The organism is Streptomyces sp. NPDC092370 (genome assembly GCF_044755265.1).
Classification (GTDB): Bacteria; Actinomycetota; Actinomycetes; order Streptomycetales; family Streptomycetaceae; genus Streptomyces.
On the sequence record NZ_JBIVQO010000016.1, the window covers coordinates 24,930 to 50,159 of the forward strand.

Genomic DNA, 25,230 nt, shown 5'->3' on the forward strand with positions numbered 1-25,230 from the left:
GCACAGTCCGGCAGTGAGGGGTGGGGTGCGTGGACACAGGTGAGGACGGAATCCTGGCGGAGGAGCTTGCTGCTCTGGGTGCGATGGGCGGGGGCAGCCGTCGGTTGACTCGGCTCGTGGCCACGTTGCTGAGGAAGAACGTTCATGAGATCGACCTTGTGATCCCCTTGCCGTTCGAGGATGCCGTCACGCGTGTCGTCCACGTGTGTGGTCGAGCCGGACGGCCGGTGGGGCCCATGCATGTCGACCCCGGCGGGGACCGGCAGACGATCCGTGTCGTCGCCGGTGGTGGTATGGGCAACATGAACCCTGTCGTGGTCACCGCGCTGGTGACAAGGGACGGCGTGGGCCGCTCGAAGATCAGGCTTCGTGCGGCGGCGAAGGAAGGCTTGATCAAGCAGCGAGCAGGCGAGAAGACCGCCGTCCGTCTCGCGGCGTCGTTGAGCATGTAGTGCGGGCGGCCGGCTTGAAGGCCGTTGGACGCCGTGCGGCCGGTGACGACCCGTTCTTATGAACCGTGGGGAGGCGGCCTGGCACTTCATGCGGCCCGCAGGGGGCCTATGTCTTTGGTCAAGGGAAACGGGGGTGCGTCGGGTCGGTGAGCCGGGAAGCATGGCGGGGTGGCCGATCTGCTGTGGGATGACGTGAAGTGCTTCTTCGACCCGGACTTGATGGGGTCGCTGCCGGACGTGCGTGTCCCGGATGCCTCGGTGGAGGACTGGCAGGCGGTCCTTGATCTTGTCGCGGAGAAGGGCTGGAAGTGTCAGTACTCCGAGGGAGAGAAGGTGCTTCCCGTGCCCCGGGCGGAGGCCGTGCTGTCTCGCCCGGCGGATGCCGAGTGCCCGGACCTGCGGGTCTGGCCCACTGCCGATGTGCTGGCGATCTTCCGTTTCCATGCCGCCGATGAAGTCGACTTCGACATTGACCTGCGGGAGTTGCAGAGCCAGGATCGACTTGATGTGTTCTGCGGCTTCCTCCGGGAGATCGGACGGCGGCTGGGCAAGCCGGTGCTGATGGACCAGGAGGGCGACGTCGGCCATCCAGTGCTCGGCTTCGACGTCAAGGCCGATCGAGTCGTTCTCCTCGCAGACCCGCCGGTACAGGTGACTGCGGCCGAGGCGTGAGCTGGAACCGGCACAGGCTGTGGCGAATGTGTCGGTTCGCATTTGCCGGGCCGCACCGCTGCCTGAGTGGGTTGATGCAGCGTTCGACGGCGCCGCGCCGCTTGTAAGCACTCAGGGCTTGAGGCGGGCGGGCGGCCCCCGGCCCCGCCACGCCGGGGGCGGTACCGATCGGGTCGTCAAGGTGCGGTGGGAGCGGCGAAGGTCACAAAAGCATATCGGGCATTCAGGGCTTCGATCTTCACGAAAGACTCACAAGTTGGCTACGTTGGTCACCGACTGCACGAGTTCCGCCGATGAGTGGACGGTCTCGTGCATGCTCGGACGAAAGGAGCGCCCTTTCCATGGCGCCGGAACGAACCTCGCGCCCCGCAGTGGCCGCCTTCGCGGGCAGGGCCAACTCCCTTGTCCCGGAAGACGTCACTGCTGAGGCCCAGCTCTCGCGGTCTGCTGGTGGCCACGTTGGCGACTGAGAACGAGGCGCTGAGCCCTGACGAGGTGCGTCGGTATGTCGACAACCTCTACGACCGGGCCGAGAACGACACGGGCACCTTCAACGCGACCCGCGCCGCCGCGATCCCGCGCCAGCGGAGCGCGGGCACCCGCGGCCGATCCCGGGAAGACACGGAGCCCGCGCTCGGAGCTCTCACCCGGCAGTGGTTCGACGCCGCCCGTGCCAAGTTGGGCCCGACCATGCCGGCTTCGCTGCCGGAAAAGAGGCTTCCGGTCCGCCCCGACGCCGCGCCCCGGCTGGAGCGATCCGTGCGCCCGGCGGAACGTCCCGCCGAGCCCCTCGCCCTCGAAGCGCCCAAGCGGCCCAAGGCGCCCGCCAATGCTGCGTGGGAGCTGACCGGAGGATCGGCTCGGACGACGACACCTGCCCTTCCGCAGCTCTCCGGCCGGCCCGTCGCACCGGCTGCGGCAAGCGAGTCCACGCAGGACGAGAGCGCTTGGCGTGCAGATGCTCACTCGGCCCCCGGCGGAGACGTGGCGGCATGGCCTCTGTACGAGCCCGAACCAGCCCCCGCCCCGGAGCCCGGCCCACTGCCCGTCCCGCAGCCCGCTGCGCTGCTGCCCATAGGTCCAGCCCCGACCGCGACCTATCACACCGCGCCCTATGACACCGGTCTGCCGGACACCCTTGTACCTGCCGCTGCGGCTCTTGCTCCGGCACTGCCCGCCGAACCGGCCGCCGCACCCGCCCCCACCGCGCCGGCGGCGGCTGCCGTCATCGCGGCGCCGGTCATCTGGACGGCAGGGGAAACAGCCTTCACGGGCGTCACATCAGCCGCCCACGACGGGTCCTGGCTGTCTCCGGACGCCGGCCGCAGTACCCAGGCCGAGCGGGTGATCGCCTTCGCCCGAGGGCAGATCGGTCGGCCCTGCGTTTGGGGCGCGGCCGGGCCCGGGTCGTTCGACGCCCCTGGGCTCACCCAGGCGGCGTGGAAGGCCGCCGGCGTGACGCTTCCCCGGGCCACCGAGGCCCAGTGGAGCGCGGGGTTGCAGGTCGCGCTCACTGAGGTCCAGGTGGGAGACCTGGTCTTCTTCCATGACGACATCAGCCACGTCGGCATCTGGAGCGGCGGCGGCGTGATGATTCACGCCCCGGGCCCGGGAGCGCGCATCCGAGAGGAGTCGGTCTTCTTCGCCGGCCAGTCGGCGATCAAAGGTGTGATGCGCCCGGCCTGACGTCGGCCCGGCCCCGGGCGGGGTGCCGTCTGTGACCGGCCGAGTTCGTCCGGACGGTCCGAGCCGGGCGTGCACGGTCGCGGGCCTGGTGTGGGGTGAGGTGGGGGAGTCGGCCATGTCGTGTTCGGCACGCCTGCCTACCGCCCGGGGGCTTGGGGTGACTGTGGGCGGGGTGCCGGACGCCGGGGGGGCGGCGCCGGGGTGCGCCGCGGGTGGGGCGGGCGTGGCACTCAGAGCCTCGATCGGCGCCGGGACGCCGTGACGCAGCCGGTCGATGAGGGTGAGCTCGGCGTTGGTGTGCAGGAGCAGATCCCGCGCGGTGTACATGCCGGCCGGTCCCATGCCGACGATGGCGACGTGCAACGGGCGGAAGTCGGCCGGCAGGGCACGGTCGAACGCGGGCCGGTCCCAGACGGACGTGGAAGTTCGGGCTGTCCGTGTCCGGCTCGGACAGCGGACTGTCGGCGAAGTAGGCGGCGTGAGCCCGTTCTCCCACACCCTCGCCCTGCCCCGGAAAACGAACCGAGGCACAGCTGGAGCAGGAGACCCTCGTCCTGGGCGCGGACATCCTGCGCGGATGCGAGGTCACCGGCTTCACCGAGGGAGCCGACCACGTGGCCGCGCACCTCACGCGGCCACGGGCCGCGCACTCTCCGGGCGGCATGGGGACGCCCCGGCCCCGAGGTGCCGGCACTCCCCGGTTGCGACAAGTAGACCGACGGGTGAGCCGATCAGCCGGCCAGCCGGAACGCTCCGTGCACCTCGTCCGCGCGGCGGTCAGGACGACTCGCGCACCACCAGCTCCGTCGGCAGCGTCACCTGCTGCCGAGGCGCACCGTTCTGTGTGATGTCGGTCAGTATGCGGGCCATGGTCCGCCCCAGTTCCTCCACCGGCTGACGCACCGTGGTAAGGGGCGGGCTGGTGTGGCGGGCGAGGACGGAGTCCTCGAAACCGACCACCGCGACATCGCCGGGCACCTGGCGATTCCACCGGCGCAGTTCGGCCAGGGCGCCCACCGCCATGAGGTCGGAGGCGGCGAAGACGGCGTCCAGGCCCGGTGCGCGTTCAAGAAGCAAACGCATGGCGCGGGCGCCCCCCTCCTCGGTGAAGTCGCCCGCCTCGATCATCAGTTCCGGTGCGGGAACGCCCGCTTCCTCATGTGCGGTGCGCCAGCCGGCGAGCCGGCTGCGGCCGACGTCCATGTCCAGTGGGCCGGTGATCGTGGCCACCCGTCGCCGTCCGCGCTCCAGCAGGTGGCGTACCGCCGCTGCCGCGCCGCCGGCATTGTCGGAGTTGACGTAGCTCAGCCGCTCGCCCGCGTCGCGTCGGCCGGCCAGCACGGTGGGCAGCCCCATCTCCTCCAGCATGCCCGGCAGTCGGTCCTGGGAGTGCACGGAGACCAGCAGCACACCGTCCACACGGCGGGTCGCCACCGACTCGGTCAGCTGGTCCCGTTCGGCCTGGTCGCGGACGAGCATCAGCTGCAGCTGGGTGCGGCTCCCCGTGAACGCGCCGCTGACACCGCGGATGAGCGCGGCGAAGAACGGCTCCGAACCGAGCCGGCTCTCCGACTCGGGGATCACCAGGGCCACGGCGTCGGTGCGGTTGGTCACCAGGCCGCGCGCGACCGAGTTGGGGACGTAGTTGAGTTCCTTGATCGCCGCGAGCACTCTGGCGCGGGCGTCGGCACTGACCAGTTCCGAACCGTTGACGACGCGGGACACCGTGGTGCGGCCGACGCCGGCGCGGGCGGCGACCGTTTTGATCGTGGGACGGCGGTTGCCGCTCATGTGCTCCCCCCTCGGCGCCGCGGAGGCTGTACCTGCCGCGGAGGTGACCTGCGGCAATTCTTGCAGATCCGGCCGTCGGCCCAGCACTCAGGGAGCTGTCGCGGGCCGGGTCGGCCTGCGGTGCCCCGATGACGAGTTGCGTTCAAGTCATTGACAGATGGGTCCGCTCCCACGAGTCTTCGATGCGCCGGTGGGAACGTGCCCACTCAGGAGTGGGCACGTTCCCACACCCTCAAAGTCATACATATGTCATCGCTGTAGTCATCGCAGTAGTCAGCGCAGAACTCGTCACTCCGATGTGTCAGCGCCGTCGCTAGGAGGAGATCCATGGGCAGTCTCGGTTCGTTGCGCGGAAAGGCGGTGGCGACGGCCGCGACCGTCGGGGCACTGACGCTCGTCGTCGGCTGCGGCGGCAGCGACGGCTCCGCCACCGGTGGCGGGAAGAAGGACGGCAAGGTCACCATCACCATGGGCCTGTACGGGGTGATGGGCATCAAGGAGACGGGGCTTCTCGAGCAGTACGAGAAGGAGAACCCCGAGGTCGACATCAAGGCCGAGATCGCCGGTGACGAGCAGACCTACTACACCGCGCTGCAGACCCGGCTCGCCGCCGGCAAGGGCCTGAAGGACATCCAGGGCATCGAGATCGGGCGGGCCAAGGAGATCACCGACACCCAGGCGGACAAGTTCGCCGACTTCGGCGACGTGTCGGGCACCGACCACTTCCTGCCGTGGAAGCAGTCGCAGATCAGCACGGGCGACGGCAAGGTGCTCGGCCTGGGCACCGACATCGGACCGATGGCCGTCTGCTACCGCAAGGACTACTTCGAGAAGGCCGGACTGCCCACCGACCGCGAGCAGGTCGCCAAGCTCTGGGAGGGCGACTGGAACAAGTACGTCGAGGTGGGCCGCACCTTCAAGAAGGACTTCAAGACCGCCGGCGTCGCCTACATGGACGCGGCCAGCGGCCTGTTCAACGCCATGATCTACGGCCACCCCGAGCAGTTCTACGACGAGAAGGGCGAGCTGATCTACAGCAGCAACCCTGTCGTCAAGGACGCCTGGAGCCTCGCCGCCGACGCGGCGGAGGACGGGCTGACGGCCAAGCTCCGCCAGTTCCAGCCCGGTTGGGACCCCGGCCTGGCCAACGGCACGTTCGCCACGGCCGTGTGCCCGGCGTGGATGCTGAGCCACATCAGTGAGAAGGCCGGCCCGGCGAACAAGGGCAAGTGGGACGTGGCCAAGGCACCCAAGGGTGCCAACTGGGGCGGGTCGTTCCTCGGCGTGGTCGAGCAGAGCCCGGTCAAGGAGGAGGCCAAGAAGCTCGTCGCCTGGCTGACCGCCCCGGAGCAGCAGGCCCACATCTTCAAGGAGATCGGCAACATCCCCTCTTCTCGCCAGGCGCTGAACACCGCCGAGGTGAAGAGCGCCAAGTCGGAGTACTTCGCAGGCGCCCCGATCGGCCAGATCTTCGGTGCGGCCGCCCAGGAGATACCGGACAAGCAGGTCCTCGGCCGCAAGGACGGCACGATCAAGGACACCTTCTCCCAGGGGCTCACCCTGATCGAGCAGCAGGGCACCGCCCGTGACAAGGCGTGGGAGACCACCGCGGAGCGCATCGAGAAGGCGGTCGGCTGACCCCTGGCCTCCGCGGCCGCCGTGCCCGCCGGCTCCGCGCCGGTGGGCACGGACGGCCGGCTCACCCGTCCGCTCTCAGGAAGGAAATCCGGTGGCCACCTCCACCACCAAGGCCGTGACCGGGGCCGAGCCCCCGGTGCCGTCCCCGGACGACGGCACCGCCCGGCGGCGCGGCGCGCTGTTGCACCGGCTCGACATCAAGAGCGCCCCGTACGTGTTCGTCGCGCCGTTCTTCGTGGTCTTCGCAGCGTTCAGCTTCTACCCCCTCGTCTACACGTCGTGGATCTCCCTGCACGACGTGGAACTGGCCACCCTCGACGTCATGGAGTGGGTGGCGTTCGACAACTACGTCGAGCTGTGGGGCGACTCCCGGTTCTGGAACGCTCTGCAGAACACGATCACGATCGGTGTCATCTCCACGGTGCCGCAGCTGCTGATGGCACTGGGGCTGGCGCACCTGCTCAACTACCGGATGCGCGCCTCACTGTTCTTCCGCGTCGCCTCGCTGGTGCCCTACGCCACCTCGGTCGCCGCGGCCGCCCTCGTCTTCACGATGATCTTCGAGCGGGACTTCGGAATGATCAACTGGGCGCTCGGTTCGGTCGGCATCGACCCCGTGGACTGGGAGGCCGACAAGTGGCCCGCCCAGGTCGCCATCTCCACCATCGTCATCTGGCGCTGGACCGGCTACAACGCGCTGCTCTACCTGGCGGCCATGCAGGCCATCCCCGCCGACCGCTACGAGGCGGCCTCCCTCGACGGCGCCTCCCGGTGGCAGCAGTTCACCCACGTCACCGTCCCCGGGATCCGCTCCACCATCGTCTTCACGATCGTGCTCTCCACCATCGGCGCCACCCAGCTCTTCGGCGAGCCGCTGATCTTCGGTCAGGGCCCCAACGGAGTGAGCGGCGGCGCGGACAACCAGTACCAGACGCTGGGCCTGCTGCTGTACGAGGAGGGCTGGAAGAACTACCAGATGGGCCGCTCGGCCACCGTGGCCTGGGCGATGTTCCTGCTGCTCGTCGTCGTTCTCCTCGTGCAGCGCCTCGTCAAGCGCGCACGCTCCCGCACGTCCTGACCTGGAGTCACCATGACCACTCAGAGTCTCCCGGCCCGGACCGGCACCGCGGCCCGGATCTCCGCCGACAAGCCGGCCGGGCGTGGAGGCCGCCGGCTGCTGCGCCAGCGCGCGGGCCGCCAGCACCACGCCGGGCCCCTCGCCTACGTGCTGCTCGCCGTCATGGCGGTGCTGTCGATCTTTCCGCTGTACTGGACGATGGTGGCCGCCTCCACGGACAACACCCGGGTCAGCCAGACCCCGCCGCCCTTCCTGCCCGGCCCGAACCTGTTCAGCAACCTCGCCCGGGCCTGGGACGAGGCGGCCATGGGCAAGGCCATGATCAACAGCCTGATCGTGGCCGGGGTGATCGCCCTGTCCACGGTGATGTTCGCGACGCTCGCCGGGTTCGCCTTCGCCAAGCTGCGGTTCAAGGGCCGCAACGTCCTGCTGATGCTGGTCATCGGCACCATGCTGGTGCCGCCGCAGCTCGGCGTCGTACCGCTGTTCATGATGATGGCCGAGCTGGGCTGGTCGCAGCAGCTGCCCGCCGTCATCTTCCCGACGCTGGTGAGCGCGGTGGGCGTCTTCTTCATGCGGCAGTACCTGTCGGAGGCGCTGCCGGACGAACTCGTCGAGGCCGGACGCGTGGACGGGGCGCACTCGCTGCGGATCTTCTGGAGCATCGTGCTTCCGGTCGCCCGGCCCGCCATGGCCGTCCTGTTCATGATCACGTTCGTGCACGCCTGGAACGACTTCTTCTGGCCGTTCGTGGTCCTCGACATGACCAACCCGACGGTCCCCGTCGCCCTCACCCAGCTCAGCGCGGGGTATGTCCGCGACCAGTCGCTGATCATGGCCGGCGCGCTGCTCGGCACGCTGCCGCTGCTGGCGATGTTCATCGTCTTCGGCCGTCAGATCGTCAGCGGCATCATGGCGGGCGCCGTCAAGGGCTGACCTACCGCGCCCGGACCACCCGCACACCGCCCCCCGTCAGGCCTCCGCCTGCGAACTCCCTTACCCTGAAAGGACCTACGTGGTCACCGAGCAGCAGACCGCATCCGCCCAGGACGCCGCCCGCACCTTCCCCAAGGGTTTCCTCTGGGGCTCCGCGACGGCCGCCTACCAGATCGAGGGCGCCACGGCGGAGGACGGCCGCACGCCGTCCATCTGGGACACCTACGCCCGCACCCCCGGCCGGGTCCGCAACGGCGACACCGGTGACATCGCCACCGACCACTACCACCGCCGCAGCGAGGACGTCGCCCTCATGGCCGAACTCGGCCTGGGCGCCTACCGTTTCTCCCTCGCCTGGCCCCGCATCCAGCCCACCGGCCGCGGCCCCGCCGTGCAGAAAGGCCTGGACTTCTACCGGCGGCTCGTCGACGAGCTGCTGGAGAAGGGCATCCAGCCCGTCGCCACCCTGTATCACTGGGACCTGCCGCAGGAGCTGGAGGACGCCGGCGGCTGGCCGGAGCGTGCCACGGCCGAGCGGTTCGCCGAGTACGCGGCCCTCGCGGCGGACGCCCTCGGCGACCGGGTGAAGACCTGGACCACGCTCAACGAGCCCTGGTGCAGCGCCTTCCTCGGCTACGGCTCCGGCGTGCACGCTCCCGGCCGCACCGACCCGGTCGCCGCTCTGCGCGCCGCCCACCACCTCAACCTGGGACACGGCCTGGCCGTCCGGGCGCTGCGCGACCGGCTCCGCGCCGACGCACAGGTCTCGGTCACCCTCAACATCCACCACGTCCGCCCGCTCACCGCGACGGACGCCGACGCCGACGCGGTCCGCCGTATCGACGCCCTCGCCAACCGGGTCTTCACCGGCCCGATGCTGAACGGGGCCTACCCGGAGGACCTGTTCAAGGACACCGCCGAGCTGACCGACTGGTCCTTCGTCCAGGGCGGGGACCTGCCGCTGATCCACCAGCCGCTGGACTTCCTCGGCGTCAACTACTACAGCCCCACCGTGGTCTCCGAAGCGAATGACAGCGGCACCCACACCTCGGACGGACACGGTGACAGCGCCCACAGCCCGTGGCCGGGAGCCGACCGGGTCGCCTTCCATCAGCCGCCCGGCGACACCACCGCGATGGGCTGGGCCATCGACCCCAGCGGTCTCTACGAGCTGCTGCGCCGGCTCGCCTCCGACTTCCCGGGGCTGCCGCTGGTCATCACCGAGAACGGCGCTGCCTTCGACGACTACGCCGACCCCTCCGGCCAGGTCAACGACCCCGCCCGGATCGCCTACGTGCGCGGCCATCTGGCCGCCGTCCACCAGGCGATCCTGGACGGTGCGGACGTTCGCGGCTACTTCCTGTGGTCCCTGCTGGACAACTTCGAGTGGGCCCACGGCTACAGCAAGCGCTTCGGCGCCGTGTACGTCGACTATCCGACCGGCACCCGCATCCCCAAGGCCAGCGCCCGCTGGTACTCCCAGGTCGCGCGCACCGGGGTACTGCCCGGAGCCTGACCGGACCGGTGCGGCCCGTCCGGCGTCGCGCGAGGTGCCGTACCGCCGGTCCGCCCCCGTCCGCCGCACGAGCGGAGGCGGGGGCCCGGCGCGCTTCCGGTGACCCCGGAGCGCCCCAGACGCCTGGTTCGGCAGACCGGCCCTGCGAAGGCGGCATTCACCGCCCGGCTCCTCGGACCACACGGCAGGCGGCCGCTGCGGATCCCGATGCCCCCGACCGCCATGGTGAATGACCGTCCTGGACCCAGATCAGCCACCACGGGGCGCCGATCAGGACCAGCACGGTGCCGCCGATGCCAGCAGTGCCGTTCCGCACGTCCCAGGCCCTCTCAGCTCGTAGCCCTCGGGAGGCGGCGGTGGCCTTCGAGTGGTTGCGGCAGCGGGTGGGCGACGGGCTGATGGAGCGGCGGCCCTGTCGGGTGCCGGGGGAGCGCACCCGGCACGAATACGGCCTCACCGATCGGGGCCGGGCTCCGTTCCCGCTGTTCGTCGGGTCGATGCGGTGGGGGCAGAGGGGGACGGCAAGAGGGGCGGTGTCGAGCCCGTACCCGTCGGCTGCGACGCCCCGCTCGTGCCCGCCCTGTAGTGCGAGGCCGGACACGACGTGCCCATCGAGAAGACCGAGGCGCGGCTTGCGGCCCGCTGGGGCTGCGGATTCGCGCCGTTCGCCCAGGCGCGGCCGCGCCGAGGAGTTCGCCGGGCCGAGGAGTTCACCGCCCCCTGGACACCCGACTGAATCCGGCCGTCCGCCCGGGCCCCGCTCCTGAAGCACGTCTTGTCGCCGCCTGCCGGTTCGTGGAGGCGGTGGCGCGGGCGGGCCGAAACCTTCGGGCGCTGGGAGCACCCCTGCCGGCACGGCACTGGCAGGCGGCCGGGCGGTTCGGCTCGTTCACCATCCAGCGACCAATCCTGGCCGTCCTGGACCAGTACCGTCACCGCCGCATCCACTCAGCCCGTACTTTCTGAGACAGTGTCATCACTATGGGCAGTCAACATCGCAGCGGAACGGCTCCGGCGGACGCTGCCGAACCGGTTCTCGACTCCGCACCGGCCTCCGTTCCCGAGCCGCTCACCGTCGGGATCGAAGAAGAACTCCTCCTGATCGATCCGGCCACCCGAACCCCCAGCCCTCACGGTCCCGAGCTGGTCGGGGAGGCTACCGGCGAACTCGGCGACCGGATCAGTACTGAGCTGACCCGCTACCAGGTCGAACTGCGCACCGACCCGCACACTTGCTTGAAAGAGGCCGACGACCAGATCCGCTCGGCGAGGACGACGGCAGCACGCGCCGCCGCCCGACTGGGCCTGCGCATCGCCTCCACCGGCACCCCGGTACACGGCCAGGCAGCCCCCGTACCCATGACGCCGGGGGCGCGCTACGCACAGAGTGTGGCCCACTTCCGCGCCCTGGACGACGACCAGATCGTGTGTGCCTGCCACATCCACGTCGGCGTTCCCGACCCCGGTGACGCCGTCTCCGTCAGCAATCACCTGCGGCCCTGGCTGCCGACACTGACCGCGCTGACGGCGAACTCCCCGTTCTGGGCAGGTCGGGACACCGGGTACGCCAGCTGGCGCACCACCACCTGGGGACGCTGGCCCGTGGCCGGTCCACCGCCCTACTTCGAATCACCCGCCCACTTCGACGACCTCGTCCACACCCTCCTCGAAGCAGAAGCACTCATCGACCGTGGCGGGCTGTACTGGGACGTACGACCCTCCCACCACCTGCCCACCATCGAGATCCGTGTCGCCGACGCCGCCCTGACCCCCGACGACACCCTCCTGCTCACCGCTGTCGTCCGCGCCCTGACCGCCACCGCCCTCGCCGCCGTCCGGGCCGGCGACGCAGCCCCGCGCCCGGCACCGGAGGTCCTACGCGCCGCCTGCTGGCGTGCTGCCCGGGACGGACTGTCCGGCAGTGGCATCGATCCGCTCACCGGTGACCTGGTGGCCCAAGTCGCCCTCGTCGAAGGGCTGCTGAACACCATCGCCCCGGCGCTCCGCCGTCACGAGGACCTCGATCTGGTGCGCGAGCAGTGGCGGCGCCTGCGCACCGAGGGAAGCGGCGCCGACCGCCAGCGTGCCGCCCACCGGCAGCGCTCCAGCGCGCAGGACGTCGTCGACTACATCGTCTCGGCCACCTGCCGGTACCAGGGAGACGTCGGTGCCGCCGGTGGGGAGGTCTGAAGGAACCCTTCCGTGAAAGACCGGGAACCCCGGCGTTCCGAAGACGGACACCCTCCCGCCGGCAATGGACATCGCAACCTCGTCAGCCGCCTTCGCCTGACGCCGGCCCCGCCCTCTTGAGGCACCGATACGTGGCCGCCCAGCGCAGGTGGTCACCGCCGGCCGTCTCCTGCGCGGCGGTGACGGTGAAGCGGACGGTGCGCGTGCCGTCATCGGTGCAGCCGACTCGTGCGGTGCCCGTGAGCTCAACGGCCGACGGGGCCCGCTGTCGTCGCGGGCCCCGTCGCGGTCGTGCCGCCGGTCAGAGGGGTTTGGGCCGTGCCCGTGTCCGGGTGGGCGTGGGTTCGAGGCGGACGACGATGCCTTTGGACGTGGGCTGGTTGCTGATGTCGGCGACGCTGTCCAAGGGCACCAGGACGTTCGTCTCCGGGTAGTAGGCGGCGGCCGAGCCCTTGGCGGCCGGGTAGGGCACGATCTCGAAGTTCTCGGCCCGGCGCTCCGTGCCGTCCGACCAGACGCTCACCAGGTCGACACGATCGCCGTGGGCGAGGCCGAGTTCGGTCAGGTCGGCCGGGTTGACGAGCACGACGTGGCGGCTGCCGTGGATGCCGCGGTAGCGGTCGTCCTCGGTGTAGGGGACGGTGTTCCACTGGTCGTGCGAGCGCAGCGTCTGCAGCAGCAGATGACCCTCGGGTGCGCGGGGGACCACGCGCTCGTTGCAGGTGAAGAGGGCTTTGCCGACCTTGTTGTTGAAGACGCCCTCGTTGACCGGGTTGGGCAGTTGGAAGCCTCCGGGGCGGGTCACCCGGGCGTTGAAGTCGTGGAAGCCCGGCACGATGCGGGAGATACGGTCGCGGATGGTGCCGTAGTCGCCCTCGAACTCCTCCCAGGGGATCTCCGCCTTCCCGCCCAGGGTGCGGCGGGCGAGCCGGCACAGAATGGCGACTTCGCTGAGCAGTAGCGGGGAGGCCGGTTCGAGGCGCCCCCGGGAGGTGTGCACCTCGCTCATGGAGTTCTCCACGGTGACGAACTGCTCGCCGCCGGCCTGGACGTCACGCTCGGTGCGCCCGAGGGTCGGCAGGATCAGCGCGGTGTCGCCGCAGACGGTGTGCGAGCGGTTGAGCTTGGTGGAGATGTGGGCGGTCAGCCGGCACGAGCGCATCGCCTCCTCGGTGACCGCGCTGTCGGGAGCGGCCCGGACGAAGTTGCCGGCCAGGGCGAGGAAGACCTTGACACGGCCCTCGCGCATCGCCTTGATCGAGTCCACCGAGTCCAGACCGTGCGGGCGCGGCGGGTCGAAGCCGAACTCCCGCTGCAGGGCGTCGAGGAAGGTGTCCGGCATCTGCTCCCAGATGCCCATGGTGCGGTCGCCCTGGACGTTGCTGTGGCCGCGCACCGGGCAGGCGCCGGTACCGGCGCGCCCCAGGTTGCCGCGCAGCATCAGGAAGTTGACGATCTCCCGGACGGTGGGCACGCCGTGCTTGTGCTGGGTGATGCCCATCGCCCAGCAGACGACGACGCGTTCGCTCTTCAGGACCTCCTCGCTGACCTTCTCGATCTCCTCGCGGGTCAGTCCGGTCGCGGTGCGCACGTCGTCCCAGTCGACGGTGCGGGTGTGCTCGGCGAACTCCTCGAAGCCGGTGGTGTGGGCGTTGATGAAGTCGTGGTCCAGGACGGTGCCGGGCCGGGCGTCCTCGGCCTCCAGCAGCAGGCGGTTGAGGGCCTGGAACAGGGCGAGGTCGCCACCGGGCTTGATGTGCAGGAAGCGGTCGGCGATCTGGGTGCCACGACCGACGAGCCCGCGTGGCTTCTGCGGGTTCTTGAAGCGCCGCAGCCCGGCCTCCGGCAGCGGGTTGACCGCCACGATCCGGCCGCCGTTGCGCTTGGCCTCCTCCAGGGCGGTGAGCTGACGCGGGTGGTTGCTGCCCGGGTTCTGCCCGACCAGGAAGATCAGGTCGGCGTGGTGGAGGTCGTCGAGCCCGACGGTGCCCTTGCCGGTGCCCAGGGTCTCGCTCAGGGCGAAGCCGCTCGACTCGTGGCACATGTTGCTGCAGTCGGGCAGATTGTTGGTGCCGAAGGCGCGGGCGAAGAGCTGCAGAACGAAGGCGGCCTCGTTGCTGGCGCGGCCGGAGGTGTAGAAGACGGCTTCGTCGGGGGAGGGCAGCGCCTTCAGTTCCTGCGCGAGGACGCCCAGGGCGTCGTTCCAGCTGATGGGCTCGTAGTGCTCGGAGCCGGGCCGTTTGATCATGGGCTCGGTGAGCCGGCCCTGCTGGTTGAGCCACATGTCGGAGCGGGCGGCCAGGTCGCAGACGCTGTGCTCGCGGAAGAAGTCGGCGGTGATCCGGCGCGAGGTGGCCTCGTCGTTGATGTGCTTGGCGCCGTTCTCGCAGTATTCGTTGCGATGACGCCGCCCCGGGGCCGGATCCGCCCACGCGCAGCCGGGGCAGTCGATCCCGCCCACCTGGTTCATGGTCAGCAAGTCCACCCCGGTCCTGCGCGCGGAGGTCTGCTCCAGGGAGTACTCCAGTGCGTGCACGACCGCGGGGACTCCGGCCGCCCACTTCTTCGGCGGTGTCACGGAGAGAGCGGTCTCCGGCTCCTCGCCGGGCGGGTTCTGCATCGGTTCGCCTTTCTCTCGTCCGGTCCGCGGGTCAGCCGACGGGCCACTGGGCCACGCGGCTCCTGGGCGGTTCCGGGTGATCGTGCTGCACACGGCCGTTGCGGATGGTGCCGCGCCAGGCACCGCCCTCCTGCCCCAGTCCCTCGATGAACCGCTTGAAGTGCATGAGTTCCCCGTGCACCAGCCGCGCGGTGAGCCGGGCGGCCCGGGACGAGCCGGTGAGGATCCTCGCGGCACCCTGCGGTTCCAGGAACATCCGGACGGTGATCACGGTGCCGCCGGACTCCGTCGGCGCGAACTCGACCTCGCCCTGGTGGGAGGGGTTCTGCCCAAAAGCGCGCCAGGCCAGGTAGGCGTCGGGGTCCTGCTCCACGATCTCGACCGCGAAGCGGCGGCGCAGGGGGCCGTAGCCGATGGTCCAGGCGGTCAGGGTGGGCTTGATCTGCTCGACGCCGTGCACCAGCGTCGAGAAGCGCGGAAAGGCCTTGAACTGCGTCCACTGGTTGTACGCCGTCCGCACGGGCACCGCGACCTCTACCGTCTCCTGGACGTGCCGCTCCCGCAGTGGACGGCGGCGCGTGACGCCGTCGCCGTCCGGACGCATCCCCGGGGTGTTCGGCACGGCCTGCTGGGCGTCGTCTTCGTGCGCCATCGTCGTCTCTCTTCCGGTGACGGAGCCGGGCTTCCGGGTACCCGGCCTTCCCTCGTGCGTCAGGGCTTCTCTTCCGGTTCCCCCGTCGTGTCCGTCGAGTCGCCCCGGTGCGTCGGTGTCCCGTGCGATCCCGGCCACGAGAGGGGCGGGTCTGCCACAGGCGCTTTCCTGCGGTGGCTGGGAATGGCGGTCAGCGCCGGCCGTGCGGACGGTGCGGTACGGGGGGCCGTCGCGCACGCCGGCGGCGATCGTGTCACCGGGTCGGCCTCGCCGCCCGGCCAGAGGTCGGCGATGCGGTTGTCGAGCTGGTCTGGACGGTGCAACAGCGGCCGGGCGCCGCATCCCGGCTGGTCGGTCCCCTCCAGCTTCACCCCCTGCGCGTCCACCCGCCACTCACCGTGATCCGGCAGGTGGCCGGCCGAACGAGCGCGGGGCGTCGGCGGTGGAGGGCGTAGAAGGAAGATCAAGTCGTCGATGCGGTCGGGGACGTCGGACAGAGACCGAGATGCGGCCGACGCGGACGACGATGCAGGGTGGAAGGCCACGCATCATGAGGTCGCTGAGCGCCTCGAGCGTCTCCTCCCACGGGGCGCGTGGTCATTGCGGTGATCCGGTAGGCGTCGATGTGGTCCATACCCAGCCGGCGCAGCGAAGGATCGACCTCGGTCATGACCGCCTTGCCCGACAGCCTCCGCCCCTGACACCGCGTCGCACCCTTCTCTTCGTCCTGCCGGGTCCGTGGTGCGTCATCCCGTCGGTGCCCGGCAGCCGACGAGTCGTGCCCAGCCGGAGCCGAGGACGCCGAGAGGTCCTGACCAGCGCGCTGAACGGAACCCGCGTGAGCTGTGAAGTGCGGGACCCGGAAAGACCGGGCCCCGCACGAGGGGAGCTTCACCGTGCCTCGTACATCGTGCTCACCGCTTGTCCAGCACCGTCCCCGTCAGCACCGGCCTGTCGGGCAGCGGCTCGGCGTTGTTGTCGGTCAGCGCGAGGCGCATCGACTCGGTCGGCTCGGCCACCTGGTCCCGCACGGTCGGCACGACGAAGTCCACGCCGGAGCTCCCGGGCGGGATGTGCACCCACACCCACAGGCGCGCGTCGGACAGCGGCCGATCGGGGTCGGGCACGTCACCGGACGAGTCCTTCAGCCACTGCGGGTCCACGTCCGTGGTGGACAGCTCGGCGCCTTCGGTGACCGGAAGGACCCGGACCGGCTGGTAGATGTCCGCTGCCGTGGGCGCGTCCACGGACAGCCGCCAGGTCAGCGTCTCTCCCTCGCTCACCCGGTCCGCGACCGGCGAGAGGGTGATCACCGGCTCGGGGTCGTCGTTCTCGACGGTGAGCCCGCCCCGGTACTTGCCGACGACGGCGTTGCGGACGGCCTTGACGGCGATGTCGTGTTCCACGTCGTCGCCGTAGGCCGTGTCGCCCTTCACCTCGACCGGCACGTCGATCGCGGCGCTTCCGGGCCGTACGGTCACGAGGCGGTTCTTCGACCGGCCGCTGTCCGGGTCGAGGACGTACACGCGGACCTGCCCGCTGCCGTGCCCGGAGATCCCGACCGGGATCCGGTAGGTGCGGGTGCCCGAGTCACCTTCCTTGACGATCGTGCGGCCCACGTCGACACGCGGCAGGGCGGCCGCCTTCACCGACGAAGTGCCGGGTGCCCAGCCCCAGGCGTCCATCAGCCAGGCCCGCCCGGTGCGTGAACGGGGCGTCAGCTCAAGTGACTTGACGCGCTTGAGATCGAGCCCGGCCCGGGTCGCGGCCGACAGCGGGACGCGCAGCTCCTGAGCCCAGTAGGAGGCGGTGTTCGCTGAGCCCGGGAGCCCGTCCACCCGGACCGAGCCCAGCGTCACCCGACGGTTGGAGGAGTCGGTGACGGACACGTCGACCTTCGTGCCGGTCGTGTTCGGCGGTACGAAGACCCGCAACGCGAGCTTCTGGGAGCCGCGGAGGGAGAGCGGCTCGGCCGCGGTGATACGCGCGGCCGTGCCCGGCGCGGACCACTTCAGGTGCACCGCGCTGCGGCCGGTCTCCTGTTTCGTCTCCCACAGCGCGAAGTGCGGTGACGATCCGGGGGTCTCCGGGTCCAGACAGGCCACGGCCGGGTCGGGGTCGATCGCCGAACAGAGCCGGGCGCCGGTCACCTTCGCCCCGCCGTCCGGCAGGAAACCACCACTGCGGCGGCCGCCGACCGCGTGGGTCAGCACCCGGGCCGGGTCGGCGGACGGAGCCCGCTTGCCGGAACCGTCGAGCAGCGGTCGGACTCGGTCGTCCCCGGAGAGGAAGAGCCGGGCCGCGGCGGCGATGTACGTGGAGCCCGCCTTGTGCTGCTCGGCGGCGGTCAACCGGGTCGCGGCGCCCGGCGTGCACACCGGGTCCGGCTGTTCGGGGTCGGTCCAGAAGTCGTCCCTGGCCGGTGCGACGGCCTCGCCCGGGGTCCACTCGCTGTTGAAGTAGTTGTGGTTGGCGCCGACCATGTAGACCGCACTGTGCAGTGCCGTGCCCCGGCTGATCCCGCGCGTCCCGTCGACGAAGTTCTCGCCCTGCAGGTCGGACACGTCGCCGTCGCAGCCCGGCAGCAGCGTCACGGACGGCACGTCGGCGACCGGATTCTGGCCGAAGATCGTCGGTCCGATGAGCACGGTCCCGCGGACCTTCCAGCGCACCGGGCCCCGGTAGCCGTCCTCGGCGGCCGGCGGCGGGTAGAGACTGTCCATGGCGGCCCGGTTGACGCCCTCACCACCGCGCGAGTGGCCGACGAGCAGGACATGGGAGAGGTCCGCCTTCGCCGCCTTGCGTACGACGGCCGGGGCCGAGGGGCGATGGGCGGTCCAGTCGGCCCAGCGGGCGAGGTGCTGCCGTACCAGCGAGGAACGCGCCTGTGCGCCGGCGTCCTCGGCATCCCAGTCCTGGGCGTTGATGGCGTTCGCCGAGATCGACACCGTCACATAGCCCTGGGAGGCGAGCAGTCGCTGGTCGCGCTGATAGCCCAGGTGGCTCGGGATCGGCTTGTAGCCGTCCGCGCAGGGCCAGTCACCGGTTATGTCGTCCTCGGAGCCGGGCTTGTAGCAGGTGTTGTGGCGGCCGTGCAGGAACAGCGCGAGCGGCCGGCTGCCGGTGACGCCCTTCGGTGCCACCACCTCGGCGGTCATCTCCACCGGGGTGTCGAACCCGGGCAGGCGCACCGGGTCGAGCTCGTACTTCCCGGCGACCGTGCGGTACGAGCCGGGTTTGCCCGGATCGACACCGTTCGCCGGCGCCTTCGCGGGCACCCGCGCCCCGTGCGAGCCGGGCCGGTGCGTCTCGTCGGCGGCCGCGTCCAGCCGGCGTCCCCCGGCCGTCACTTGAAGACCCGTCAGCTGCTCGGGCCGCATCTCCCCGAGGGCGAGCCGGAAGGTCCGCCCGTCCCTCGCCGGCTTCGGCACCCCGAGCAGCCGGTCCCCGGTACGGAACTCCACTCGCGCATCCCCCATGGGCACGGCCTTCGGCGCCCGCCAGACCAGCTCGGGCGCCCCGCCCTCCCCGTCCATCCGCCACCCCGGCGGAAGTGGGTTGTCATCTGTCGCGCTCAACAGCCCCGGTTCGTAGGGCTGTTGCGCCTGTGCCAGTCCGGGCGAGCCCGCCAGGGCCGCCAGCACCGCCACGGCGGTCACACATATTCGCCGGGCACGGATCAATGATCCTCTCCTCAGTAACCCTGTGCGCAGACGTCCCGTCGGTCCCGGGCGCCTCTCGCGTCACCTAGGACGGGAAGGAATGTCTGTGGGTTGTCTGGGAGGAGACCGCCGATGACGGGCGAGCGAAGCGATCAGTCAGTGAAGCTGATCACCCTCCGGGACGTCACCGCGCAACACGCGGCCGGCGATTGCACATACCGACCTCGAGGGAGAGACGTGGGCCTCCGCTGAAGGACTCCCTCGCCAATGACTCGCACGTGCGTTTGATCTCAGGGGAGAGGGGTTACCCGCAGTCAAAGGCTGCGTCTCAGAGCAGACAGGGCCGGTGGGACTACGCACACGGACAGACGACAGGGGGTGGCCGCGATGACCATCGCGACGCAGCAGGGTGGCGGGGGCGGTTCCAGTGGCCTCTACGACGTTCTCGAACTCATCCTCGACCGAGGGCTGGTGATCGACGCGTTCGTGCGGGTCTCCCTTGTCGGCATCGAGATCCTCAAGATCGACGTGCGCATCGTGGTCGCCAGTGTGGACACGTACCTGCGTTTTGCCGAGGCGTGCAACCGACTCGATCTGGAGGCGGGGCCTCGCAAGCCGGCCGGGCTCACGGAGCTCACGGGCAAAGTCACCGAGTCCGGCGCCCGCGGCAAGACCAAGGGAGCTCTGGCCGGTGCCGCGGAGGCGATCTCCGACGCCTTCCAGCAAGCCCGCGACGAGGGCCGGCAGCGCCAGGGCGCACGGCGCCGCGCATAGGTGACAGAGCCTCTGCCTTCGACGGTATGCGGGTCGGCGACGTTCTTGCTGAGCGTCAGCCAACGGCCGTGCGGCTGTGGTCACCGGCCGCCTCCCCTGGCCCCGGCCGAAGGGCTGCGTCCGCGTCGTCGTCGGTCATCCGCCTGGCACCCGCAGACCACAGCGCATCGGCGCTCTTGTGTCCGGCTCGCCGCCTGCCGGTGGGGTACTCCTTGGCGATGCGCCGGGCAAGTGCCCACAGCACGGCGCTGGAGCGGGCGCTGTCGCCCTAAGGATGGGAGTCTCGAAGAGCAGGTGCAGGGGCATTTCCGCTGTGCGGCGCGGATCACACACGAATCAACTCGGATCCAAGCGTTTCCCACCTCAGCTCTGATTGGCTGGTGCCCCTGACAGTCACAGGAGGTCGATGCGCATGGCGCTCACACACTGGGCTTTCCTCTACACGGCGGACGGCAGTGCGGCGGATGGTGAGGTCAACGTCGTCGACACAGGGATGTGCCGCACTGTGTTCGTCGGGGTGGCGAAGCCCGAGCAGGGCATCGAGGTGGCGCGCCGCCTGGTGGCCGAGGGCGTGCAACTCATCGAAGTGTGCGGGGGGTTCGGGCCAGTATGGGCCGGGCGGGTCATCGAGGCGATCGACGGTGCGGTCCCCGTGGGCGTGGTCGGCTATGGGCCCGAAGCGGTTGATCAGGTGCACGCGATCTTCGCTTGACAGCACCTCATGTCGGCCCGTCGGGCGGTGCGCGCCGCGACGACTGCGGGCGACGCGAGCGCCGAGCGGGCAGCGCGTGCACGCATGCACGCGCGCACCCGCCAAGGTCGCCCTGGGCGAGCGGGGCACGCCCTGGCGGATCAGCCTGACGACGAGCGCCGGCGACGCTGGAAGGGCTCGCCCGTCTCGATGCAGCGCGGAACCAAGGACGCGGGAAGGCAAGGAGCGACAGACACAGTAGAGGTGCTGGCTCCACGCTGCTGCGGCCCTGCGGCCCTGCGGCCCTGCGGCCCTGCGGTCCTGCGGTCCTGCGGTCCTGCGGTCCTGCGGTCCTGCGGTCCTGCGGTCCTGCGGTCCTGCTCGCGTACAAGGCGTCGGACCCGGTGAGTAAATCGCTCTCACACACGTCTCCTCACGCGACCCCGGTGTGGCGCGAGCAGCGTGCGCGCTGCTGATCGACGTCTTACCTCGATCCGGAGGGCATGGCCGAGCGTGCGCCGGCCAGGGCCGCCGACCTGCGGATGGCGGTGAGCACCATCGGTGCGGGGAGCGCGAGTGCCGCGCCCGATCCTCCACATCGGCTCCGGACCGCCCGCTGACCGGAAAGCGCGGGTCCCCGCCGTGCGCCTCCCTACGATGCCTCTGTGTGGTCGCAGGTTGACGAGCCGTCATACGCCGGCGCTGGGCTGGAGGGCATGTGAACGCTCGGGACGCGCGAGCCGGGGCCGCGGCGCCGGAGAGGGCGCACGACATCGCGCCGAACCCGGCGCACCAGCTCAGGGCCACCGCGATCGGCGCCGGGGCCGTACTGCTGTGGGCCTCGCTGGCCCTGTTCACTACGCTCACCGGGCGGATTCCGCCGTTCCAGCTCACCGCGATGGCGTTCGCGGTGGGCGGCGTCCTCGGACTGCCCCGGGCGCTGCGTGGCGGCGGGGAACTTGTTCGCGCGGTGCCCCGCGGAGCCTGGGCGCTCGGCGTCGGCGGCCTGTTCGGCTACCACTTCTTCTACTTCGTCGCCCTGCGCAACGCCCCCGCCGTCGACGCCGGCCTCATCGCCTACCTGTGGCCGCTGCTGATCGTCGTGTTCTCCGCCCTGCTGCCGGGTGAACGGCTGCGCTGGTGGCACGCGGCTGGCGCGCTGCTCGGACTCGGCGGCACATTCCTGCTCGTCACGGGTGGGCAGGGCGTCCAGTTCCGTGGGGCCTACCTGGCCGGGTACGCGGCAGCCGCAGTCTGCGCGGTGGTGTGGTCGGCGTACTCGGTGGCCAACCGGCGGTATCCGAAGGTTCCGACGGACATGGTGGCGCTCTTCTGCCTGGCCACCGCGCTGCTCGCGGCCGTCTGCCATCTGCTGTTCGAGGACACGGTCCGGCCCGACGGCGGACAGTGGCTCGCGGTGCTCGCGCTGGGCCTCGGGCCGGTCGGCGGCGCGTTCTACATGTGGGACCACGGCACCAAGCACGGCGACATCCGGCTCCTGGGCACCCTGTCGTACTTCGCCCCGCTGCTGTCCACCGCTCTGCTGATCGCGACGGGACGGGCCGACGCGAGCTGGCTCGTCGCCGCCGCCTGCGTGCTGATCACCGGTGGCGCCATGCTCGCCTCGGCGGACGCGCTGCGTGCGGCGCGCCGCCGGGGCTGAGCCGGTCGCGACCCGTCGCGAACCCGTCAGGCGTCCACGGGCCAGGTCCCGCGACGGACCATTTCGGTCACCTTGTCGGCGCCGTTGGCGCGCACCAGCAGCTCCAGCCGCATGCGTTCGATGTCCTCAGCGCTCCACCTCTCCGTCTCCATGGTCGCCTTCTCGTGCGACCAGCCGTTGTCGTAGTGCCGTACGACGTAGTCCTTCTGGAAGTCCCACATCCTGGTGCCCGGCAGCGGGGTGACGATGAAGGGGTTGGCGTACGCCATCCCGTGGCCCATGAGCGTGACCGCGTAGTCGATGGTCTTCTCGATCTGCTCCAGCGACTCGATGTACGGTTCGGCCCCGGGCCGCTCGGGCGGGTTGACGAAGCCGAGCATGAATCCGCCGGTGACCTGGATGCCGTACTCGGTGAACATCTCCACGATCTCGCCGGTGGCCTTCTGGAACGCGTTGAGACGGGGCTTTCCGGACTGCTCGAGGCTGTCCTCGTTGGCGCTCTCCACGGCGAGATAGACGCTGTAGCAGCCGCCTTCGGCCATCGCCCTGATGAGGTCGCGGCAGGTCAGTCCGGAACGCATCGCGGACAGGACGTTGCGGAAGTTGGGGTTGCGCCGCTCGGCGTCGGCCATGCCGTTCGCGAACTCCTCGCCCAAGTGCAGCAGGACGAGGTTGAACAGGCTCAGACCGCCCTCCTCCACCCACGGCAGGTCGTGCTTGCGCAGCAGCTCGAAGACGCGCAGCGCGTACAGCGGGTCGTGCAGCAGATGGTCGTCCTCGATGAGTACCTCGGTCACACCCTGCTTGGTGATCTCGGCGAGGTGCAGGTCGAACCAGTCGATGCCGAGCGCCCGCCAAGGGCCGTTCACCATCGGGATGTAACAGAAGTCGCAGCCCACGTTGCAGCCGATGGTGGAGAAGATCTGTGCCCAGGAACCGTGCTCACGCACCCGCTTGCCCGACGAGTGGTACGCCTGCTCGTACTGGCGCATGTCCAGCATCCCGAAGTCGGGCAGCGGCATCATGCCGAGCCGCTGGTCAAGCCCCTGCCGCTTCGGCAGGATGCGCATGTACGGCGACGTGGCGGTGGTCCGCACCACGGCGAGATCGGCCCGCCGGTAGGCGAGGCCGGGCACCGCGTCGATGTCGCCGCCCTTTTCGGTCAGCGCCAGCAGCAAGGCGGTGAAGGTCTGGTCGGCCTCGTTGATGACGACGTGGTCGAAGGGAGAGTCCGGTACGGCGTACTGCCAGTCGCCGCTGGGATGGGCGCCGCCCGTGACCGTCACGATCGCCGGGTCGATGTCCTTGACCAGGTCGGCCAGGGCGCGCGCGTTGCCCCACTGGACCGTGTAGATGCACTGGACGCCGACGACGTCCGGCTGGAACTCCTCGATGATCGCCCGCAGCTGTGAGTCGTCGAGGCCGTAGCGGACCAGGCTGCTGCCGGCGCCGAGGTCGACGAGCCGGCGTTCCTGCTCCCAGCCGGCGAAGGGCGAGTCGACGATGCGGACGTCGAAGCCGGCGAGGCGGGCGTTGGCCGCGATGCGCAGAAGCCCGATCGGGGTGCCGGCCCGCTTCATGACCTCGAAGGTGTCCAGCCCGAGTGCCCGGAAGCTGCTGCGGTCGGGGGAGGGCTCCACGACCCGCGTGTACGAGGGCACGAGGAGCAGAACGCGGGGCGCCTCACCGCAGGCACGCCGCCGGGCGCCGGAGACCGACGTGCGCAGGGAGGGCATGCCCAGATGTCGCAGGGGCGGACGCTGTGGGGCGCTGGAGAACTTGACGACCGGATTCTCGACCACCACGGGTAAGGGGGGTACGGCGTGATTCACGAGCGCTCCTTCTGATCGGTTGACCAAGGGACCGATGCGAACGGGAGTTCGCTCGTCATCGTGGCGTGCATCACACTGCTGCGAGCGGCATTCCCGCAGAAATGGCGTAAAGCGGACCCTCGGGCCGAACGGGGAAGACGCAGAGGACCGCGAGGCCTCGGCGTAGCCGGCGCACCCGCGGCGCCAGGTCGTCTCTGCGATGCGCTCCGGCAGCGCACCACCTTCAGGTGCTGGGTTGCCCGGTCCGCAACCAGGTCCTCCAGCGCCACGGTTGCGACAACCGGTCCCGCCAGGACTTACCCAGGGGTCAATGATCCACAGACCGAGGGTTGTTATGACCGCTGTCATGATGGATGCTGCCTCTCGGTGTTCGTCGCAGCCGCGCAGGATGAGCCGGGAGGGCCTGAAGATGAGCGAAAGCGTCGCACGGGCGATGTGGGAGAGGTTCGAACCGGTCCACCAACTCGTCTATTTCGCCCCCGAGGTGCGCGAGGCCGCGGACGGTCTCGGATTGCGCGGCTACTGGAGGGGCTATTTCGCCCTGCGCGCGGCGCCTCTCGGTCCGGTCCCCGCCTCCGTCGTCACCAGCTCCTTCTACGTCTTCCACCCCGACCGGGCGGCGAGCGCGCTGCCCGCCGCCTGGGCTGTCGCATCCCCGGAGCAGGTGATCGAGGCGCGCGAGCAGGCCATGGGAGCCGCGATGTCCAGTTTCTTCGGTCCGGACGTCGTCGCCTCCGCCGAGCTGGCCGAGGCCGCCGACCTCGCCTGGGAGGCCGCCCGCGCCGCGGACACGGCGGGACGGGTGCTCGGCGCGGCCAATCAGGCCCTGCTCCGCCCGGCCCAGCCCCACGTCAGGCTCTGGCAGGCCGTGACCACCTTGCGCGAACACCGCGGCGACGGCCACGTCGCCGTACTGGTGGGCCGTCGTCTGGGACCCGTCGAGGCGCTGGTGCTCAAGAGCGCCACAGGGGAAACGGACGCCGAGTTCCAGCAACGCATCCGTCAGTGGCAGGTCGAGGAGTGGCGGGCGGCGCACGTGAAGTTGCGTGAGTGCGGCTGGCTCGACGAGGAGGGGCGCCTCACGGAGGCCGGCACGGCCGCCCATGAGCAGATGGAGGCGGACACGGACGCGGCGGCCCTGACGCCGTGGCAGGCGCTGGGCGACGACGCCACCACCCGCCTCGCCCGCCTGCTCGAACCACTCGCACGGAGAGTCCTGGACTCCGGAATCATCCCGACCGGTAACCCAGTCGGACTCACCGAGGGCACGTGGACCTCCACGCGTTGACCTCCTTTCGGCCCGCTCGCCGGGAACTCGAGTGACGAGTTGGCGCGGAGGAGTGGATCGGTCGCGAGACCAACCCTTACCTTCCTCCC

Annotated in this window: 18 protein-coding genes; 13 read left to right on the forward strand and 5 right to left on the reverse strand. The window is 70.4% G+C overall.

Translation table 11 applies throughout. The annotated features are described in order from the left end of the window. Window positions 1-116: 116 nt before the first annotated feature. The 3 genes from ACIQHQ_RS33805 to ACIQHQ_RS33815 all read left to right on the forward strand — a co-directional run bounded on the left by ACIQHQ_RS33805 (window position 117) and on the right by ACIQHQ_RS33815 (window position 2,810). Window positions 117-452 (forward strand): hypothetical protein, encoded by a 336-nt coding sequence (locus ACIQHQ_RS33805; RefSeq protein ID WP_402619542.1) that lies wholly within the window; start codon window positions 117-119, stop codon window positions 450-452. A 168-nt stretch (window positions 453-620) separates the two neighbouring features. Next, on the forward strand, window positions 621-1,124 hold the full coding sequence (locus ACIQHQ_RS33810; protein ID WP_402619545.1) for a hypothetical protein: 504 nt from the start codon (window positions 621-623) through the stop codon (window positions 1,122-1,124). 459 nt (window positions 1,125-1,583) lie between these two features. Next, a complete protein-coding gene (locus tag ACIQHQ_RS33815; protein WP_402619547.1) occupies window positions 1,584-2,810 on the forward strand; it encodes an NlpC/P60 family protein in 1,227 nt (408 codons plus the stop codon). Window positions 2,811-3,587: 777 nt separating this feature from the next. Here the strand turns inward: ACIQHQ_RS33815 and ACIQHQ_RS33820 are convergent. Then, entirely contained in the window at window positions 3,588-4,601 is a 1,014-nt protein-coding gene (locus ACIQHQ_RS33820) for a LacI family DNA-binding transcriptional regulator (protein ID WP_402619550.1), read from the reverse strand. 327 nt (window positions 4,602-4,928) lie between these two features. Between ACIQHQ_RS33820 and ACIQHQ_RS33825 the strand changes: the two genes are divergently transcribed. The 6 genes from ACIQHQ_RS33825 to ACIQHQ_RS33850 all read left to right on the forward strand — a co-directional run bounded on the left by ACIQHQ_RS33825 (window position 4,929) and on the right by ACIQHQ_RS33850 (window position 11,959). Continuing rightward, window positions 4,929-6,239 carry an ABC transporter substrate-binding protein gene (locus tag ACIQHQ_RS33825; protein WP_402619553.1) on the forward strand — a complete coding sequence of 437 codons (1,311 nt, stop codon included), beginning with the start codon at window positions 4,929-4,931 and terminating at the stop codon, window positions 6,237-6,239. A 91-nt stretch (window positions 6,240-6,330) separates the two neighbouring features. Beyond that, the gene (locus ACIQHQ_RS33830; RefSeq protein ID WP_402619556.1) at window positions 6,331-7,317 is read left to right on the forward strand and encodes a carbohydrate ABC transporter permease; all 987 of its coding nucleotides are present in this window, start codon (window positions 6,331-6,333) and stop codon (window positions 7,315-7,317) included. 12 nt (window positions 7,318-7,329) lie between these two features. Next, on the forward strand, window positions 7,330-8,253 hold the full coding sequence (locus ACIQHQ_RS33835; protein ID WP_402619558.1) for a carbohydrate ABC transporter permease: 924 nt from the start codon (window positions 7,330-7,332) through the stop codon (window positions 8,251-8,253). Between the two features lie 79 nt (window positions 8,254-8,332). Beyond that, window positions 8,333-9,769, forward strand: coding sequence for a GH1 family beta-glucosidase (locus ACIQHQ_RS33840; RefSeq protein WP_402619561.1), 1,437 nt, complete (start codon window positions 8,333-8,335; stop codon window positions 9,767-9,769). A gap of 604 nt (window positions 9,770-10,373) precedes the next feature. Continuing rightward, window positions 10,374-10,505: a hypothetical protein gene (locus ACIQHQ_RS33845; RefSeq protein ID WP_402619563.1), complete on the forward strand. Its 132-nt coding sequence runs from the start codon at window positions 10,374-10,376 to the stop codon at window positions 10,503-10,505. Window positions 10,506-10,750: 245 nt separating this feature from the next. Next, window positions 10,751-11,959 carry a glutamate--cysteine ligase gene (locus ACIQHQ_RS33850; protein WP_402619566.1) on the forward strand — a complete coding sequence of 403 codons (1,209 nt, stop codon included), beginning with the start codon at window positions 10,751-10,753 and terminating at the stop codon, window positions 11,957-11,959. 301 nt (window positions 11,960-12,260) lie between these two features. On the opposite strand, the gene ACIQHQ_RS33855 is transcribed toward ACIQHQ_RS33850, so the two are convergent. The 3 genes from ACIQHQ_RS33855 to ACIQHQ_RS33865 form a co-directional block, all read right to left on the reverse strand. Beyond that, complete coding sequence (locus tag ACIQHQ_RS33855) at window positions 12,261-14,579, reverse strand: FdhF/YdeP family oxidoreductase (RefSeq protein ID WP_402619568.1); 2,319 nt, start codon at window positions 14,577-14,579, stop codon at window positions 12,261-12,263. A gap of 31 nt (window positions 14,580-14,610) precedes the next feature. Continuing rightward, window positions 14,611-15,231 carry an SRPBCC family protein gene (locus ACIQHQ_RS33860; protein WP_402619571.1) on the reverse strand — a complete coding sequence of 207 codons (621 nt, stop codon included), beginning with the start codon at window positions 15,229-15,231 and terminating at the stop codon, window positions 14,611-14,613. 914 nt (window positions 15,232-16,145) lie between these two features. Then, window positions 16,146-18,914 (reverse strand): hypothetical protein, encoded by a 2,769-nt coding sequence (locus tag ACIQHQ_RS33865; RefSeq protein WP_402619573.1) that lies wholly within the window; start codon window positions 18,912-18,914, stop codon window positions 16,146-16,148. Between the two features lie 366 nt (window positions 18,915-19,280). Between ACIQHQ_RS33865 and ACIQHQ_RS33870 the strand changes: the two genes are divergently transcribed. The 3 genes from ACIQHQ_RS33870 (at window position 19,281) to ACIQHQ_RS33880 (ending at window position 22,021) form a co-directional block, all read left to right on the forward strand. Beyond that, the gene (locus ACIQHQ_RS33870) at window positions 19,281-19,667 is read left to right on the forward strand and encodes a gas vesicle structural protein GvpA (RefSeq protein ID WP_402619576.1); all 387 of its coding nucleotides are present in this window, start codon (window positions 19,281-19,283) and stop codon (window positions 19,665-19,667) included. A 412-nt stretch (window positions 19,668-20,079) separates the two neighbouring features. Continuing rightward, window positions 20,080-20,379, forward strand: a complete 300-nt coding sequence (locus tag ACIQHQ_RS33875; RefSeq protein WP_402619579.1) for a DUF6506 family protein — start codon at window positions 20,080-20,082, stop codon at window positions 20,377-20,379. 697 nt (window positions 20,380-21,076) lie between these two features. Further along, a complete protein-coding gene (locus ACIQHQ_RS33880; RefSeq protein WP_402619582.1) occupies window positions 21,077-22,021 on the forward strand; it encodes a DMT family transporter in 945 nt (314 codons plus the stop codon). Between the two features lie 26 nt (window positions 22,022-22,047). Here ACIQHQ_RS33880 and ACIQHQ_RS33885 read toward each other — a convergent pair whose 3' ends face one another. After that, a complete protein-coding gene (locus ACIQHQ_RS33885) occupies window positions 22,048-23,853 on the reverse strand; it encodes a B12-binding domain-containing radical SAM protein (protein WP_402619584.1) in 1,806 nt (601 codons plus the stop codon). A 409-nt stretch (window positions 23,854-24,262) separates the two neighbouring features. Between ACIQHQ_RS33885 and ACIQHQ_RS33890 the strand changes: the two genes are divergently transcribed. Next, the gene (locus ACIQHQ_RS33890; RefSeq protein ID WP_402619587.1) at window positions 24,263-25,141 is read left to right on the forward strand and encodes a hypothetical protein; all 879 of its coding nucleotides are present in this window, start codon (window positions 24,263-24,265) and stop codon (window positions 25,139-25,141) included. The last annotated feature ends 89 nt before the right edge of the window (window positions 25,142-25,230 follow it).